This window comes from Ottowia caeni (assembly GCF_050821495.1).
In the GTDB taxonomy this organism is placed as follows: domain Bacteria; phylum Pseudomonadota; class Gammaproteobacteria; order Burkholderiales; family Burkholderiaceae_C; genus Ottowia; species Ottowia caeni.
In genome coordinates, this window is the sequence record NZ_CP151080.1 from 305,285 (window position 1) to 317,727 (window position 12,443).

11 protein-coding genes and 1 pseudogene are annotated in these 12,443 nt (G+C 60.6%); 8 read left to right on the top strand and 4 right to left on the bottom strand.

Going from position 1 to position 12,443, the window contains the following annotated elements; genetic code table 11:
* Nucleotides 1-60: 60 nt before the first annotated feature.
* Entirely contained in the window at nucleotides 61-1,479 is a 1,419-nt protein-coding gene (purB, locus tag AAAK34_RS01480; protein WP_231696951.1) for an adenylosuccinate lyase, read from the bottom strand.
* A gap of 90 nt (nucleotides 1,480-1,569) precedes the next feature.
* Between purB and AAAK34_RS01485 the strand changes: the two genes are divergently transcribed.
* The 7 genes and pseudogenes from AAAK34_RS01485 (at nucleotide 1,570) to AAAK34_RS01515 (ending at nucleotide 8,425) form a co-directional block, all read left to right on the top strand.
* Nucleotides 1,570-2,190 (top strand): glutathione S-transferase N-terminal domain-containing protein, encoded by a 621-nt coding sequence (locus tag AAAK34_RS01485; RefSeq protein WP_231697040.1) that lies wholly within the window; start codon nucleotides 1,570-1,572, stop codon nucleotides 2,188-2,190.
* A 430-nt stretch (nucleotides 2,191-2,620) separates the two neighbouring features.
* A pseudogene (locus tag AAAK34_RS01490) lies at nucleotides 2,621-3,468 on the top strand (ferritin-like domain-containing protein).
* Nucleotides 3,469-3,824: 356 nt separating this feature from the next.
* The gene (locus AAAK34_RS01495; RefSeq protein ID WP_231696949.1) at nucleotides 3,825-6,146 is read left to right on the top strand and encodes an NADP-dependent malic enzyme; all 2,322 of its coding nucleotides are present in this window, start codon (nucleotides 3,825-3,827) and stop codon (nucleotides 6,144-6,146) included.
* 145 nt (nucleotides 6,147-6,291) lie between these two features.
* A complete protein-coding gene (locus AAAK34_RS01500) occupies nucleotides 6,292-6,693 on the top strand; it encodes a ribonuclease domain-containing protein (protein ID WP_231696948.1) in 402 nt (133 codons plus the stop codon).
* Nucleotides 6,694-6,773: 80 nt separating this feature from the next.
* A complete protein-coding gene (locus tag AAAK34_RS01505) occupies nucleotides 6,774-7,202 on the top strand; it encodes a barstar family protein (protein WP_231697039.1) in 429 nt (142 codons plus the stop codon).
* Nucleotides 7,181-7,390 (top strand): hypothetical protein, encoded by a 210-nt coding sequence (locus AAAK34_RS01510; protein WP_431777662.1) that lies wholly within the window; start codon nucleotides 7,181-7,183, stop codon nucleotides 7,388-7,390. Before AAAK34_RS01505 ends, AAAK34_RS01510 begins: the two co-directional genes overlap by 22 nt.
* Nucleotides 7,391-7,495: 105 nt before the next feature.
* Complete coding sequence (locus AAAK34_RS01515) at nucleotides 7,496-8,425, top strand: alpha/beta fold hydrolase (RefSeq protein WP_231696947.1); 930 nt, start codon at nucleotides 7,496-7,498, stop codon at nucleotides 8,423-8,425.
* 197 nt (nucleotides 8,426-8,622) lie between these two features.
* On the opposite strand, the gene AAAK34_RS01520 is transcribed toward AAAK34_RS01515, so the two are convergent.
* The 3 genes from AAAK34_RS01520 to tsaB are packed head-to-tail and all read right to left on the bottom strand — an operon-like array spanning nucleotide 8,623 to nucleotide 10,784.
* Nucleotides 8,623-9,528: a uracil-DNA glycosylase gene (locus tag AAAK34_RS01520; RefSeq protein WP_231696946.1), complete on the bottom strand. Its 906-nt coding sequence runs from the start codon at nucleotides 9,526-9,528 to the stop codon at nucleotides 8,623-8,625.
* A 28-nt stretch (nucleotides 9,529-9,556) separates the two neighbouring features.
* Complete coding sequence (gene rimI, locus AAAK34_RS01525) at nucleotides 9,557-10,048, bottom strand: ribosomal protein S18-alanine N-acetyltransferase (RefSeq protein ID WP_231696945.1); 492 nt, start codon at nucleotides 10,046-10,048, stop codon at nucleotides 9,557-9,559.
* A gap of 37 nt (nucleotides 10,049-10,085) precedes the next feature.
* On the bottom strand, nucleotides 10,086-10,784 hold the full coding sequence (tsaB, locus tag AAAK34_RS01530) for a tRNA (adenosine(37)-N6)-threonylcarbamoyltransferase complex dimerization subunit type 1 TsaB (RefSeq protein ID WP_231696944.1): 699 nt from the start codon (nucleotides 10,782-10,784) through the stop codon (nucleotides 10,086-10,088).
* A 417-nt stretch (nucleotides 10,785-11,201) separates the two neighbouring features.
* On the opposite strand from tsaB, the gene dacB reads away from it, so the two are divergent.
* Nucleotides 11,202-12,440, top strand: a complete 1,239-nt coding sequence (dacB, locus tag AAAK34_RS01535; RefSeq protein ID WP_431777663.1) for a D-alanyl-D-alanine carboxypeptidase/D-alanyl-D-alanine endopeptidase — start codon at nucleotides 11,202-11,204, stop codon at nucleotides 12,438-12,440.
* The last annotated feature ends 3 nt before the right edge of the window (nucleotides 12,441-12,443 follow it).

Genomic DNA, 12,443 nt, shown 5'->3' on the forward strand with positions numbered 1-12,443 from the left:
TCAAAGTCTCTGCGCGAAGAGACTTTGAACACACCCCAGCGGGCAAGGATACTCAACGCCTCAGGCGGCGCCCACTCGCTTGGCCAGCTCAGCCGCCTTACCCACGTAAGTGCCTGGCGTCAGTGCCAGCAGACGCTCTTTTTCTGCCTCCGGGATCTCCAGCGACCGGATCAAACCATGCAGCGCCTCGCGCGTCACCGTTTGACCACGCGTTACCTCCTTGAGTTTCTCATAGGCTCCGGCCACCCCAAAGCGGCGCATCACGGTCTGGATTGGCTCGGCCAGCACTTCCCATGAGGCATCCAGATCTGCAGCCAACGCGGCTTCATTCAGCTCGAGTTTTGACAGCCCGGTCAGCAGCGATTGGTAGGCCAGCACCGCGTAACCCAGCGCCACACCCATGTTCCGCAGCACGGTGGAGTCGGTCAGATCGCGCTGCCAGCGACTGATGGGCAACTTCTCGCTCAAGTGACGCAACAGCGCATTGGCCAAGCCAAAATTGCCTTCGGCATTCTCAAAATCAATCGGGTTCACCTTGTGCGGCATGGTGGAAGAGCCGATTTCTCCGGCCTTCAGCCTCTGCTTGAAGTACCCGAGCGAGATGTAGCCCCAGATGTCGCGCGACAGATCGATGCTGATCGTGTTGGCTCGAGCGACGGCGTCGAACAGCTCGGCCATGTAGTCGTGCGGCTCGATCTGGATGCTGTAGGGCTGGAAAGTCAGGCCGAGGCCGAACGCATCAGCAGCTGTGGTGCCCTCTTCGCCCAACTCGGGGGATTCGACCACCCGGCGTGCAAAGGCCTCCCAGTCAAAATCAGGCCAAGCGGAAAGATGGGCGTTGTAGTTACCTACCGCACCGTTCATTTTGGCGCGCAAAGGCACTTCGGCAATCTTTCCGCGCGCGGCCTCCATTCGAACGACCACGTTTGCCAACTCTTTGCCCACTGTCGTGGGGCTGGCAGTCTGGCCGTGCGTTCGGCTCAACATGGGCACCTCGGCATAAGACACAGCCAGTTCACGCAAGCGCGCGATCACTGTGTCGATCGCCGGAAGAAGCACCTCATCTCGCCCGCTCTTGAGTTGCAAGGCATGGCTGGTGTTGTTGATGTCTTCGCTGGTGCAGGCAAAGTGGACGAACTCGCTGGCCGCCAGCAGTTCGGGATGTCCGTCAAACTTGCCCTTGATCCAGTATTCGACCGCCTTCACGTCATGGTTGGTGGTCTTTTCGATGGTCTTGATGGCCTGGGCGTCGGCCTCGCTGAAGCCCTGCATCAATCCGGCCAGATAGGTGCGTGCCGACGCCGACAGCGGCTTGAACTCGCTGAAACCGGCGTCAGAAAGTGCCACGAACCAGGTCAACTCTACCTGCACACGACGACGCATATAACCCAGCTCGCTCATCTGGGGGCGTAGCGCGGCGAGCTTGGCGGCGTAACGGCCGTCCAAGGGCGAAAGAGCGGAAAGAGGTGTGAGATCCATACCCAAATTGTAGGCGGCATAGCCTACACACACCCTACACACGCCATACAATGTGCGACCTGCAACGTGGTATAGATTGCTAGAATGTCCATGCGATTGATTGGCGCCCAGACCAGCCCTTACGTGCGCAAGGTGCGGGTCGTCATGGCCGAAAAGAAACTGGATTACAAATTCGTCCCAGAGAACGTGTGGGCCGAAGACACCACCATTTCCGCCGCCAACCCTCTGGGCAAGGTTCCCTGCCTGGTCATGGATGGTGTAGACGCCATGTTCGACTCGCGTGTCATCGTCGAATATCTGGACACCCTGTCACCCGTCGGCAAACTCCTGCCGCCGCCCAGCCGCCAGCGAGTGGAAGTCAAAACCTGGGAAGCACTGGCCGACGGCCTTCTCGACGCGGCCATTCTTGCCCGGCTAGAAGCCACCTGGCCCGGACGCGCCGAAGGCGAACGCAGCCAGGCCTGGATCGCCCGGCAGATGAAAAAAGTTGACGACGCGCTCGGAGCCATGAGCCGCGGCCTGGGCGAAAAACCCTGGTGTTCTGAGGGTATTCATCTCAGCCTCGCTGACATCGCCGTGGGGTGTGCGCTGAGCTACCTGGATTTCCGGTTTCCCGAGATCGACTGGCGCGCGCGCCACGCCAACTTGGCACAACTGCTAGACGGCAAGTTGATGCAGCGATCCAGCTTTGCGGAAACCAAGCCGGCGTAGTTCGCAGTGCCCTGATCCGCCGTTCTCTCTTTTCAACAGATCCAATAAGAACGCCGCCCGGGTACTGAACCCGGGCGGCGCCTTGGAATAAAAAAGCTACCAAGCAGCCTGAAGCGAAGGAGGAGGAGGGAGGGAGGAGGAAGTGCGCTTCAGGTTTTCAATCGGTGAAGAAACCGGGGCTTGGCAGCGTAATAAGTCTGGAGTCGATAGCATTCCGTCCTTGTGCTTGTTATGAGGCCCGTCGGAACGCAAAGTTCCGCAACTATCCGAACCGGTGCGTAAACGATTGTTAAGCCGTACCAACCGTCGCGATAAATGGAATTAGACGCCAACGTCTATAACCCCGTACACATAGCTGACACACAAGGTTCATTAAAATGGAGTGTTGGGCTGCGATTCGCGTGGCCCCTTCAGGCGAGAGAAATCAAACGTGCTGTATCCGGAACTGTTCAAACAACTCGAGGCTGTGCGCTGGGACATGGGCAAGGATATCCCTTGGGACCAGTTCGACCCCGCCCTGCTCACCGACGAGCAGGCCCAGACGATCAAGATGAATGCCATCACCGAGTGGGCTGCGCTGCCCGCCACGGAAATGTTCTTGCGCGACAACCAGCATGATTCGGATTTTTCAGCGTTCATGTCGATCTGGTTCTTCGAGGAGCAGAAGCATTCGCTGGTTCTCATGGAGTACCTCAGGCGCTTCCGCCCGGATCTGGTGCCCACCGAAGAAGAGCTGCACGCCGTACGCTTTGAGTTCGACCCAGCCCCCCGCTGGAAACGCTGATGCTTCACTTCTGCGGTGAAATTCGCCTCAATCACTGGTATCGCTGTGCGGCCGATTGGCACAGCGAGCCCGTCATCAAGCAAATCTACACCACACTGAGCCAGGACGAAGCGCGTCACGGCGGAGCATACCTGCGCTACATGCGCCGCGCCATTGCCAATTTTGGCAATGAAGCGCGCCAGGCGTTCGCCAAGGTCGGCGTGCTCATGGCCAGCGCACGCCGCACTGCGCAGGCGCTGCACCCCACCAACCTGCACGTCAGCAAGGCGCACTTCCCGCGTGACACCGTGCAAAGCCGCCTGCCGGACCCAGAGTGGCTAGAGGAGTGGCTTGACACGCAAATCAAGTTCGACGCGACCTGGGAATCCAAAGTCGTTGAACGCATCCTGCACAACCTGAGCCTGCTGCTTGGCGGTGGCTTCAAGACCGTGCAAGAGCTGAACCGCTACCGCAAGACGCTCGGCGCTGAGCCAACCCAGGCAACCCCCGCCTGAAAGCGTGTTCACGCTCTCGAAACCCGAGAGCTCTCTGCAAGCGCATAGCCCCGAGCCCAGCCTTGGGCCACGTTCACGCCCGCAACGAACCACTACGGCACCATTGCGGGGTGCGGCTTGCAGGTCCGGCAGCCTTCAAGAGGCGCCCATTCGGCGTTTTCCGTCGGTTAAACCCAGATTTTCCATTAGGCGCACCTTCGGTGCTGCTTGGGCGTGACAGTGCGCGTGAGCTATGGTGCTTCGCACTGCACGAAATTTTGTCTGGTCAGCTACTGGCTTGGGTGCCAGAGCAGCTGGACTAGAATCCTTCAGCCCTACATTTGACTCATCCGTGTGCTGCCCGAGGAGCTATTGCCATGCCCGATTCGATCGTCGTTTCCAATGAAGAAAAAAAGGCCGCCCTCCGCCGAGCAGCATTGGACTATCACGAATACCCGGTCCCCGGCAAAATCGCCGTCCATGCCACCAAGCAGCTGGTCAACCAGCATGAACTGGCGTTGGCTTACTCGCCCGGAGTGGCCGCACCTTGCGAAGAGATCGTCAAGGACCCCGCTGCCGCGTTCAAGTACACCGCTCGCGGCAACCTTATCGGTGTGATCACCAACGGAACTGCCGTGCTGGGGTTGGGCGACATCGGCCCGCTGGCGGGCAAGCCAGTCATGGAGGGCAAGGCCGTCCTGTTCAAGAAGTTCTCCGGCATCGATGTGTTCGACATCGAAATCAACGAGAAGGATCCTGACAAGCTGGTCGAGATCATTGCCGCGCTGGAGCCCACTTTTGGCGGCATCAACCTTGAAGACATCAAGGCGCCCGAATGCTTCATCGTGGAGCGCAAGTTGCGCGATCGCCTGAAAATTCCCGTCTTCCATGACGACCAGCACGGCACCGCCATCGTGGTGGGAGCCGCCGTGGTCAACGGGCTCAAAGTGCTCAACAAGCGCATTGAAGACGTGAAACTGGTCGTCTCCGGCGCAGGAGCCGCGGCACTGGCCTGCACCGGCCTCCTGGTCAAACTAGGCGTCCGGCTTGAAAACGTATGGGTGACCGACATCAAGGGCCTGGTGTACGAAGGCCGCACCGAACTGATGGACCCAGACAAGGCGGTCTACACCCAAAAGACCGACAAACGCACCCTGGGCGAAGTGATTGACGGCGCCGACATCTTCCTGGGTCTTTCTGCCGGCGGCGTGCTGAAGGGCGATATGGTCGCTCGCATGGCCCCGAACCCGATGATCCTGGCACTGGCCAACCCCTACCCGGAGATCACACCAGAAGACGTCAAGGCGGTCCGATCAGACGCCATCATGTGCACCGGGCGCACGGACTACCCCAACCAGGTCAACAACGTCCTGTGCTTCCCGTACATCTTCCGTGGCGCACTCGACTGCGGCGCAACCACGATCACCAAAGAGATGGAGATCGCGGCGGTCCACGCCATCGCGGATCTGGCGCAAGCTGAACAAAGCGAAGTGGTGGCGCGCGCCTACGTCGGTGAAAAGCTGGCTTTCGGACCAGAGTACCTGATCCCCAAGCCGTTCGATCCGCGCCTCATGATGAAGATCGCACCAGCAGTCGCGGAAGCGGCGGCTGCCAGCGGGGTCGCCACCCGCCCCATCGCCGATCTGGATGCCTACCGCCACAAGCTGGAGACTTTCGTCTACGCTTCGGGCACCACAATGAAGCCGATCATTGATGCGGCCCGCCGCGCCAGCAAAAAGCGTATCGCCTATGCCGAAGGCGAGGAAGAACGCGTGCTGCGAGCAGCTCAGATCGTCGCAGACGACCGCATCGCCAGACCCACCCTGATCGGGCGCCCCGCAGTCATTGCCCAGCGCATAGAAAAATTCGGCCTTCGCCTGGTTGAGGGTCGGGACTACGATGTGGTTAACGTCGAACACGATGAGCGCTACCGGGGCTTCTGGCAAACCTACTACGAGCTGACCAAGCGCAAGGGAATCACGGCCCCCATCGCCAAGATCGAAATGCGCCGGCGGTTGTCGCTGATCGGCGCCATGCTGCTCCGAACTGGCGCTGTGGACGGCATGATCTGCGGCACCTGGGGCACCAATGCCATGCACCTGGTCTATATCGACCAAGTCATCGGCAAGAAGCCAGGCGCCCGCACCTACGCCGCCATGAACGGGCTCATGCTGCCCGGCCGGCAAGTGTTTCTGGTCGACACACACATCAACTTCGACCCCACGGCCGAGCAACTGGCCGAAATCACCGTCATGGCGGCCGAGGAATTGATGCGTTTTGGCTTCAAGCCGAAGGCAGCGTTGTTGTCCCACTCCAACTTCGGCTCATCGAACCAGCCAAGCGCAGTCAAAATGCGGCAAGTACTGGAGCTGCTTCAGCAGCAGGCACCATGGCTGGATGTGGACGGCGAGATGCACGGCGATCTGGCCCTCGACGGCAATCTGCGCCGGGAAATGATGCCAGACAGCCCCCTGATCGGAGACGCGAACCTGCTGGTGCTACCCAATCTGGATGCGGCCAATATTGCCTACAACCTGCTCAAAGTGGCGGCCGGCGGCAACATCGCTATTGGCCCGATGTTGCTGGGAGCCGCCAAACCAGTGCACATTCTCACGCCCAGCACCACCGTGCGGCGCATTGTGAATATGACCGCGCTTGCAGTCGCCGACGCAAACGCTGATGCAACAAGCACCAGCTGAAAAGTGAACACTCACTAGCGTAACTGCGCGATTCCTGTAGGGTGCTTATGGTTTAGGCACCCCCCTTGCTTTTTTGTTGCTGCTGAGTCACACTAGCGCCTTGGAATTTTCGGGTTAACCCGGAGGTTTCCGAAAGGTGTTTTTCATGTTGCAAAAAGTGGCGTCGTATGCTGGGCGCTTACTCGTAGCGGTTTCACTGCTGGCTGGTTCCGGGAACGGAATCGTTCATGCGCGCGGCTTCGACGCAGGCACACCCGCCACCACTCTAGCGGTGGCGGATTTGCCCAAAGAGGGCCGGCAGACCTATCAGCGGATCCTTCAAGGGGGTCCGTTCGCGTACGAGAAAGATGGTACGGTGTTCGGCAATCGCGAACGCCTTCTACCTGCACATCGGCGCGGCTACTACCGTGAATACACCGTGGAAACCCCCGGAGCCCGAAATCGGGGCTCCCGGCGCATCGTGTGTGGCGGCTTGCGCCGCACGGCACCTGATGCATGTTACTACACGAGCGACCACTACTCGAGTTTCAAAAGGATCGTTGAATGAAGGCGCTTGAGAAATTTCAGGCGGCACCCTCGCAGTTGCCCCTGGCAGACCGGTTAATTACTATAGAGAAAGCAGCGGAGATGGACGCACCACTTCGTCAACCCCCACAGGAAGCTCCCCTCAAAGGGGTGCGGACCAATATCGTCCAGTCGATCCGCGCATTCCGTGTGCAGGATCTTCAGGGCGCGGCCGGCGAACTCGGCCACCACTTCCTGTACGCCAATCTGGCCAGTGCTCAAACCAAGCAAGACGTGCTGGACATGATCGCTGATCAGTTCACCTTCCCGGCGCACTTCGGCAAGAACTTTGACGCCCTGTACGACTGCATGACCGACCCGCTGCACAAGTCGGGGCCGCAGCCGGGCTTCATCGTGGTGCTGGAGCAGATTCCAGCCACTGCCAAATTCGACAAGGAAGCGCGTGAGCAACTGCTTGATATCTTCCGTGACGCCTCCGACTACTGGGGCGACCGCAAGATACCGTTCAGGTGCTTCTATTCTTTTCTGTAGCCCGTTCTGCACAAGCCAGCCAAGCAGAACGGGCGAATGAGGCTCACCAAGGCGAAGCATCCAATGCGACCGCTGACACCACCGAAGAGGGCGAAAAAATGCCGACCGACAAACTGGTTGACATTTCCCCTCTGGCACTGCGCATGAGCAGCCCTTTCAACGCGGGCTACTGGCTCTCCGCCGCCTAACCCGCAGCCGCACCACGGCGCTTATAAGGCCCGCCCTCAAGGCGGGCCTTTTTGTTGCTGCCGATCGCCCGAACTTTTCCAGCTGTACCGAGTCGATCCTTCTTCATGAGACGACTTCACATCATCGCGGGCGTGGTGATAGCCACCCTATTGGCGGCCGGCTGCGCCGTGCTGGACGAAAAGCAGCGCGAGTGGATCTTCCAGCCTAGCGACCGCAGCTGGGGCAATTCCGAGGCCCTGACGGCTGGCATGCAAGACGTGTGGATCGACTACGACTCCCGCATTACCCATGAACCGGTGCGCTTGCATGGGTTGTGGCACCCGGCTGAAACCACCGAACGTGCCAAGCCAACCACCTGCGCCCCTGTCTTGCTGTATCTGCATGGCGCTCGCTACAACGTTGCCGGCTCGGCATCACGCATCCGGCGCATGCAAGAGTTGGGCTTCTCGGTGCTGGCGGTGGACTACCGGGGTTTTGGCAAGACCTCGCGCGAGCTGCCTTCTGAAGAGATGGCCTATGAAGACGCCCGCGCTGCCTGGGACTGGCTGGCGCGCGAGTATCCGCAAGCACCGCGGTATATCTTCGGCCACTCACTGGGTGGTGCCGTGGCGGTAGCGCTGGCGGAACAGGCAGACGACGAACGGGGGCTTATCCTGGAGGGCACCTTCACATCGATTCCAGACGTGGCCGGCACCATGAAGTGGGGTTGGCTTCCAGTGGGGCCGCTCATCACCCAGCGCTTTGAAGCCGCCACCCGCATTGGGCGCGTAGGCTCGCCAGTGCTAGTGGTCCATGGATCCGAAGATCGGCTCATTCAACCAGAGCTTGGCCGCCGCTTATTCGAAGCTGCGAGCGAGCCCAAGCAATTCGTACTGGTTGAGGGCGGTTCGCACCACAACACCAACGCCGTTGGTCAAGCGCAATACCGCGCCGCCCTACCCCAGGTGTTCAGCGATGGATGCTTTAACCCAGATTTCCCATTAGGGCCTGGGATGGCAGCGAGGGCAGTTGCGAGGCAGTTTGGTCCCGACTGAGGAGCCCATAGCCGTAGCTATGGGCGACGAAGAGGGGCCGAAATGACCGCAAATGCACCGCTGACGCCCAGGCAGCACCGAAGGTGCGCCTAATGGAAAATCTGGGTTTAACCTGGAAACGACAGTGGACCTCTCGTGATTCTCACGAAAGCCGGATGAACGTCGGATCTCAATGGTCTGATTCAATCGTGCAAATGCTATGCATTCGTCGAGCCCTGCGCCACTTCCAACGCTAAACACAAATCTTCCCATGCCTTAGCCTTGTCGGGCAGCGAGCGCAACAAGTAAGCCGGGTGATATGTGACGATGACCGGTACACCTTCGTACTGGTGCACTTGCCCGCGTAACCGGCCGATGGGGTCGTTGGTCTGGAGCAATGACTGCACTGCAAAACGTCCCATGGCCAGGATGATTTTCGGGCGCAGCAGTTCCACCTGACGGCGCAGGTAAGGCTCGCACTGAACGATTTCTTCAGGCCGCGGGTTCCGGTTGGAAGGGGGCCGGCATTTCAGCACATTGGTGATGTAGACGCCTTGCTTGCCTGATTGCTCCGAACTTTCTGCCGCAGCATCCACCTGTCGGGACAATCCAATGGCAGCCAGCATGTTGTCCAGCAACTTGCCCGCCTGACCCACAAAGGGCTGACCGAGGCGATCTTCATTTTCGCCAGGGGCTTCGCCCACCACCATCCAGTCGGCCCGCTGGCTGCCTACGCCAAACACCGTGTTCGTGCGACCGGCGCACAAGCCGCAGGCCTGGCACGAGGATACGGCCGCCTCAAGCTGAGCCCAATCCATTCGCTCGACACCTTCCGGGCGCGAGGCCAGCGCATTGGAGTCGGGCGGCGCGGCCACCTGGGCAACGCGAATTTCTTCTGGCGGCTTCCTGACAAGGGCGGGTGGGGCCGGTGGCCTGGGCGACGGCACAGGTGCGGCCACCACCTCGCGCGTGGCTGCGCGAACCTGCTGCACCGGAGCACCAGTCGGCACCTCGGAGGCCGCCTCAGCTTCAGCCAAAACAGGTCGCGCCAAAGGCTTGGGCGCCCATACGCGCACCCCCATCTCAGCAAGCATGGCGCGTTGGCGCGGGTCCAGAAAAGTCATCTCGCGTTCGCCAGAATAGGTTTCAATGTCACAACGCCAGGCTCATGACCACGGCATCTTCGCGCTGGCCGTCAGCTGCAGGATAGTAAGCCTTGCGTTGGCCGACACGAACAAACCCGCGGCGCAGGTAGACCTCCTGAGCACGCGTATTGCTGACCCGCACCTCCAGCCATACCCACTGGGCACCCTGCCCACGCGCCCACAATACCAGTGCGTCGAGCATGACCAGCGCCCACCCCTGGCGCTGATGGGCTGGGGCCACGGTAATGTTGAGCAGATGGACTTCGTCTACCCCCGTCATGGCCACAAAATAGCCGAGGAGTTCTTCTCCCGCGAACAGGCACTGGACCTGGTGGCCAGCGTCAAGCGTGTCGAGGAAATTTCGTTTTGTCCACGGGTGGCTGTAGGCCGCCTGTTCGACGGCCAGCAGCGCATCGAGGCACTCGAGCGTCAGTGGCTCGAAGCGGGCTTCCCGGACCGCCTGGCCAGTTCCATCGTAAAAATCAGGGACAACGCTCATGGGGGAAGTATCAGATAGACGCAACCAGCGAAACTCATCAACGGGCTAGCGCGGCTCGTTCAGCAGTGGTTTGAGCAACTTTATCGCGAATATAAAGCGGCAACGCCTGATCTGCCGGCACAGCCCCTCCGCCAGCCAGCAAAGCGGGCGCCAGACTTAGGAGTGCGGCGGCACTGGGCAGTGCTTCCACATAGGGCAGGCTGCTCAACTCCGAAGGGAAACGTTCGCCGTAAGTGGCTTGCGCGTTGCCCGCCACCACCCAGCCGCGGCTCCCAGGCAGCCGGAGATCCTCCGGCTTACCCACGCCAACCGCCCTGGACACCGACCACTCCCCAAAGGCCGCCTCGCCCCAGGTGTAAGCGGCACTGTAGACTTCGCCCATGCGGGCATCGAGCAGCGCCAGCACCTGCGTTGCACCACTTTGCATACGTGCCGCCTCAGCCACAGCCAAGAGGGTATCGACGGGCAACACCTGCACGCCCGCGCCGAAAGCCAGTCCTTGCGCCACCGAGCAGGCCGTGCGCAACCCGGTAAATGACCCTGGTCCCCGGCCGAAGACGATGGCATCCAGCTCTTCAGCTGCCAGTCCGGCCTGCGCGAGCAGATCAAGCGCGGCAGGAATCAATGCGGCTGAGGATTGAGGGCCACCTGCGCCAAAGTGTTCCCAAATTCTTTCATCTCTCTGCACCGCAACGGAAAGCTGCTCGGTGCTGGTGTCAAATGCAAGCAGTTTCATGGAGCCGCGCAAAAAATAAGCATAGACTGAATTATCGGCCCTCCTGTCCGTTGCAGGCGTTCTCCCTTTAAACACGCGCTTTTACGACCTCCCATCTTGGCGGCAAGGCCCAGAAGCTACAAAATAATCGTCTGTGACACCAAAAACTGTTTCTCGTTTCTGCTTGCTATGGGCCGGGCTTATCGGCTTGGCCTTCCCGGCCGCCGCTCAGGACGCGCTTCCCCCTGAGATCAATGACGCATTGATCCGCGCAGGTGTGCCCGCCAGCAGCGTGTCGATGGTCGTCGCCCCCTGCCGCCAGCGCCCGGCGCTGTGGCTCGTGAGCCAGCCCAAATCCTCGCGACGGGCGAGCGAAACCCGGTGCCAGCGCCGCAGGCCCCCACTCCACCCCGTCTGGCCTGGCAACCTGAGGCTGTGATGAATCCCGCCTCCGTGATGAAGCTTGTCACGACCTACGCCGGCCTCGACTTGCTGGGCTCCGGCCATTTCTGGAAAACGCGAGTCTTCACACAGGGATATACTCAAAACGGTGTGTTGAACGGCAACCTGGTGATCAAAGGCAGCGGTGACCCCAAGCTGGTACGGGAGCGGCTGCAAGATCTGATGCGTGCCATCCAGGAAAAAGGCATCCGGTCGGTCAATGGTGACATACTGCTGGACAACAGCGTCTTCAGCCTGCCAAGCCACGACGCTTCCGCCTTCGACGACGATCCGCTGCGGCCTTACAACGCGGGGCCTGACGGCCTGCTGGTCAACTTCAAGGCACTGGTCTTCAATTTCATTCCAGATCCGGCGCGTCGGCGCGTGCGAATTGAAAGCGAGCCCCCTATTGCGGGCGTGGAAATTCCCTCCGAGGTGGCTGCCGCCCAAGGCGCCTGCGGCGACTGGCGAGCGCGACTGGCCGCCCGGTTTGATGATCCGAAACGCGTCAGCTTCGAGGGTCGTTTCCCGCTGAGCTGCGGCGAGCGCAGCTGGTCCATCGCGTATGTGGATCCGCTCAACTACGCTCCACGGGTCATCGAGGCCATGTGGCGCACCTCAGGCGGTCAACTGACGGGGCAGGTCAAGATGCTGGGCCAGCCTGGAACCGGCCAGCCCTTCATCACCGGGCTCTCACTGCCACTGGTCGATATCATTTCCGACATCAACAAGTTCTCCAACAACGTCATGGCGCAGCAGCTGTTTCTCACGCTGTCGGCCAATGGCAACGGGCGAGGTAGTTTTGCAGAGTCGCGCAACATTCTGAAGCACTGGTGGCGAGAGCGCTTCGGCATGCGCACCACCCCGGTGATTGAGAACGGCTCCGGCCTGTCTCGTACGGAGCGCATTACCGCCGCGTCGCTCACAGCTCTGTTGCAGCGTGCCGCCACCGGCCCCGAAAGCCTGGCCTTCGAGCAATCACTTAGCCTTGCTGGCGTAAACGGCACCACTCGGTCCATGGCCAAGCGCAACCCAACCTCCGAAGCCATTGGCAACGCCCGCCTTAAAACCGGCACCTTGCGAGACGTGGCTGCGGTAGCCGGTTACGCCACCGGTCAATCAGGACAACGATACAGCGTGGTTGGCCTGATCAACCACCCCAACGCGCCCGCGGCGCGCCCGGCGCTCGATCAACTGGTGGAGTGGACAGTACGTGACCTGGCCGGCGAGCGTTGATCA

Bases quoted from the DNA above. Each gene is read 5' to 3' on its own strand.
- purB (WP_231696951.1), bottom strand. From the start codon at position 1,479: ATGGATCTCACACCTCTTTCCGCTCTTTCGCCCTTGGACGGCCGTTAC.
- AAAK34_RS01485 (WP_231697040.1), top strand. From the start codon at position 1,570: ATGCGATTGATTGGCGCCCAGACCAGCCCTTACGTGCGCAAGGTGCGG.
- AAAK34_RS01495 (WP_231696949.1), top strand. From the start codon at position 3,825: ATGCCCGATTCGATCGTCGTTTCCAATGAAGAAAAAAAGGCCGCCCTC.
- AAAK34_RS01500 (WP_231696948.1), top strand. From the start codon at position 6,292: ATGTTGCAAAAAGTGGCGTCGTATGCTGGGCGCTTACTCGTAGCGGTT.
- AAAK34_RS01505 (WP_231697039.1), top strand. From the start codon at position 6,774: ATGGACGCACCACTTCGTCAACCCCCACAGGAAGCTCCCCTCAAAGGG.
- AAAK34_RS01515 (WP_231696947.1), top strand. From the start codon at position 7,496: ATGAGACGACTTCACATCATCGCGGGCGTGGTGATAGCCACCCTATTG.
- AAAK34_RS01520 (WP_231696946.1), bottom strand. From the start codon at position 9,528: ATGACTTTTCTGGACCCGCGCCAACGCGCCATGCTTGCTGAGATGGGG.
- rimI (WP_231696945.1), bottom strand. From the start codon at position 10,048: ATGAGCGTTGTCCCTGATTTTTACGATGGAACTGGCCAGGCGGTCCGG.
- tsaB (WP_231696944.1), bottom strand. From the start codon at position 10,784: ATGAAACTGCTTGCATTTGACACCAGCACCGAGCAGCTTTCCGTTGCG.
- dacB (WP_431777663.1), top strand. From the start codon at position 11,202: ATGAATCCCGCCTCCGTGATGAAGCTTGTCACGACCTACGCCGGCCTC.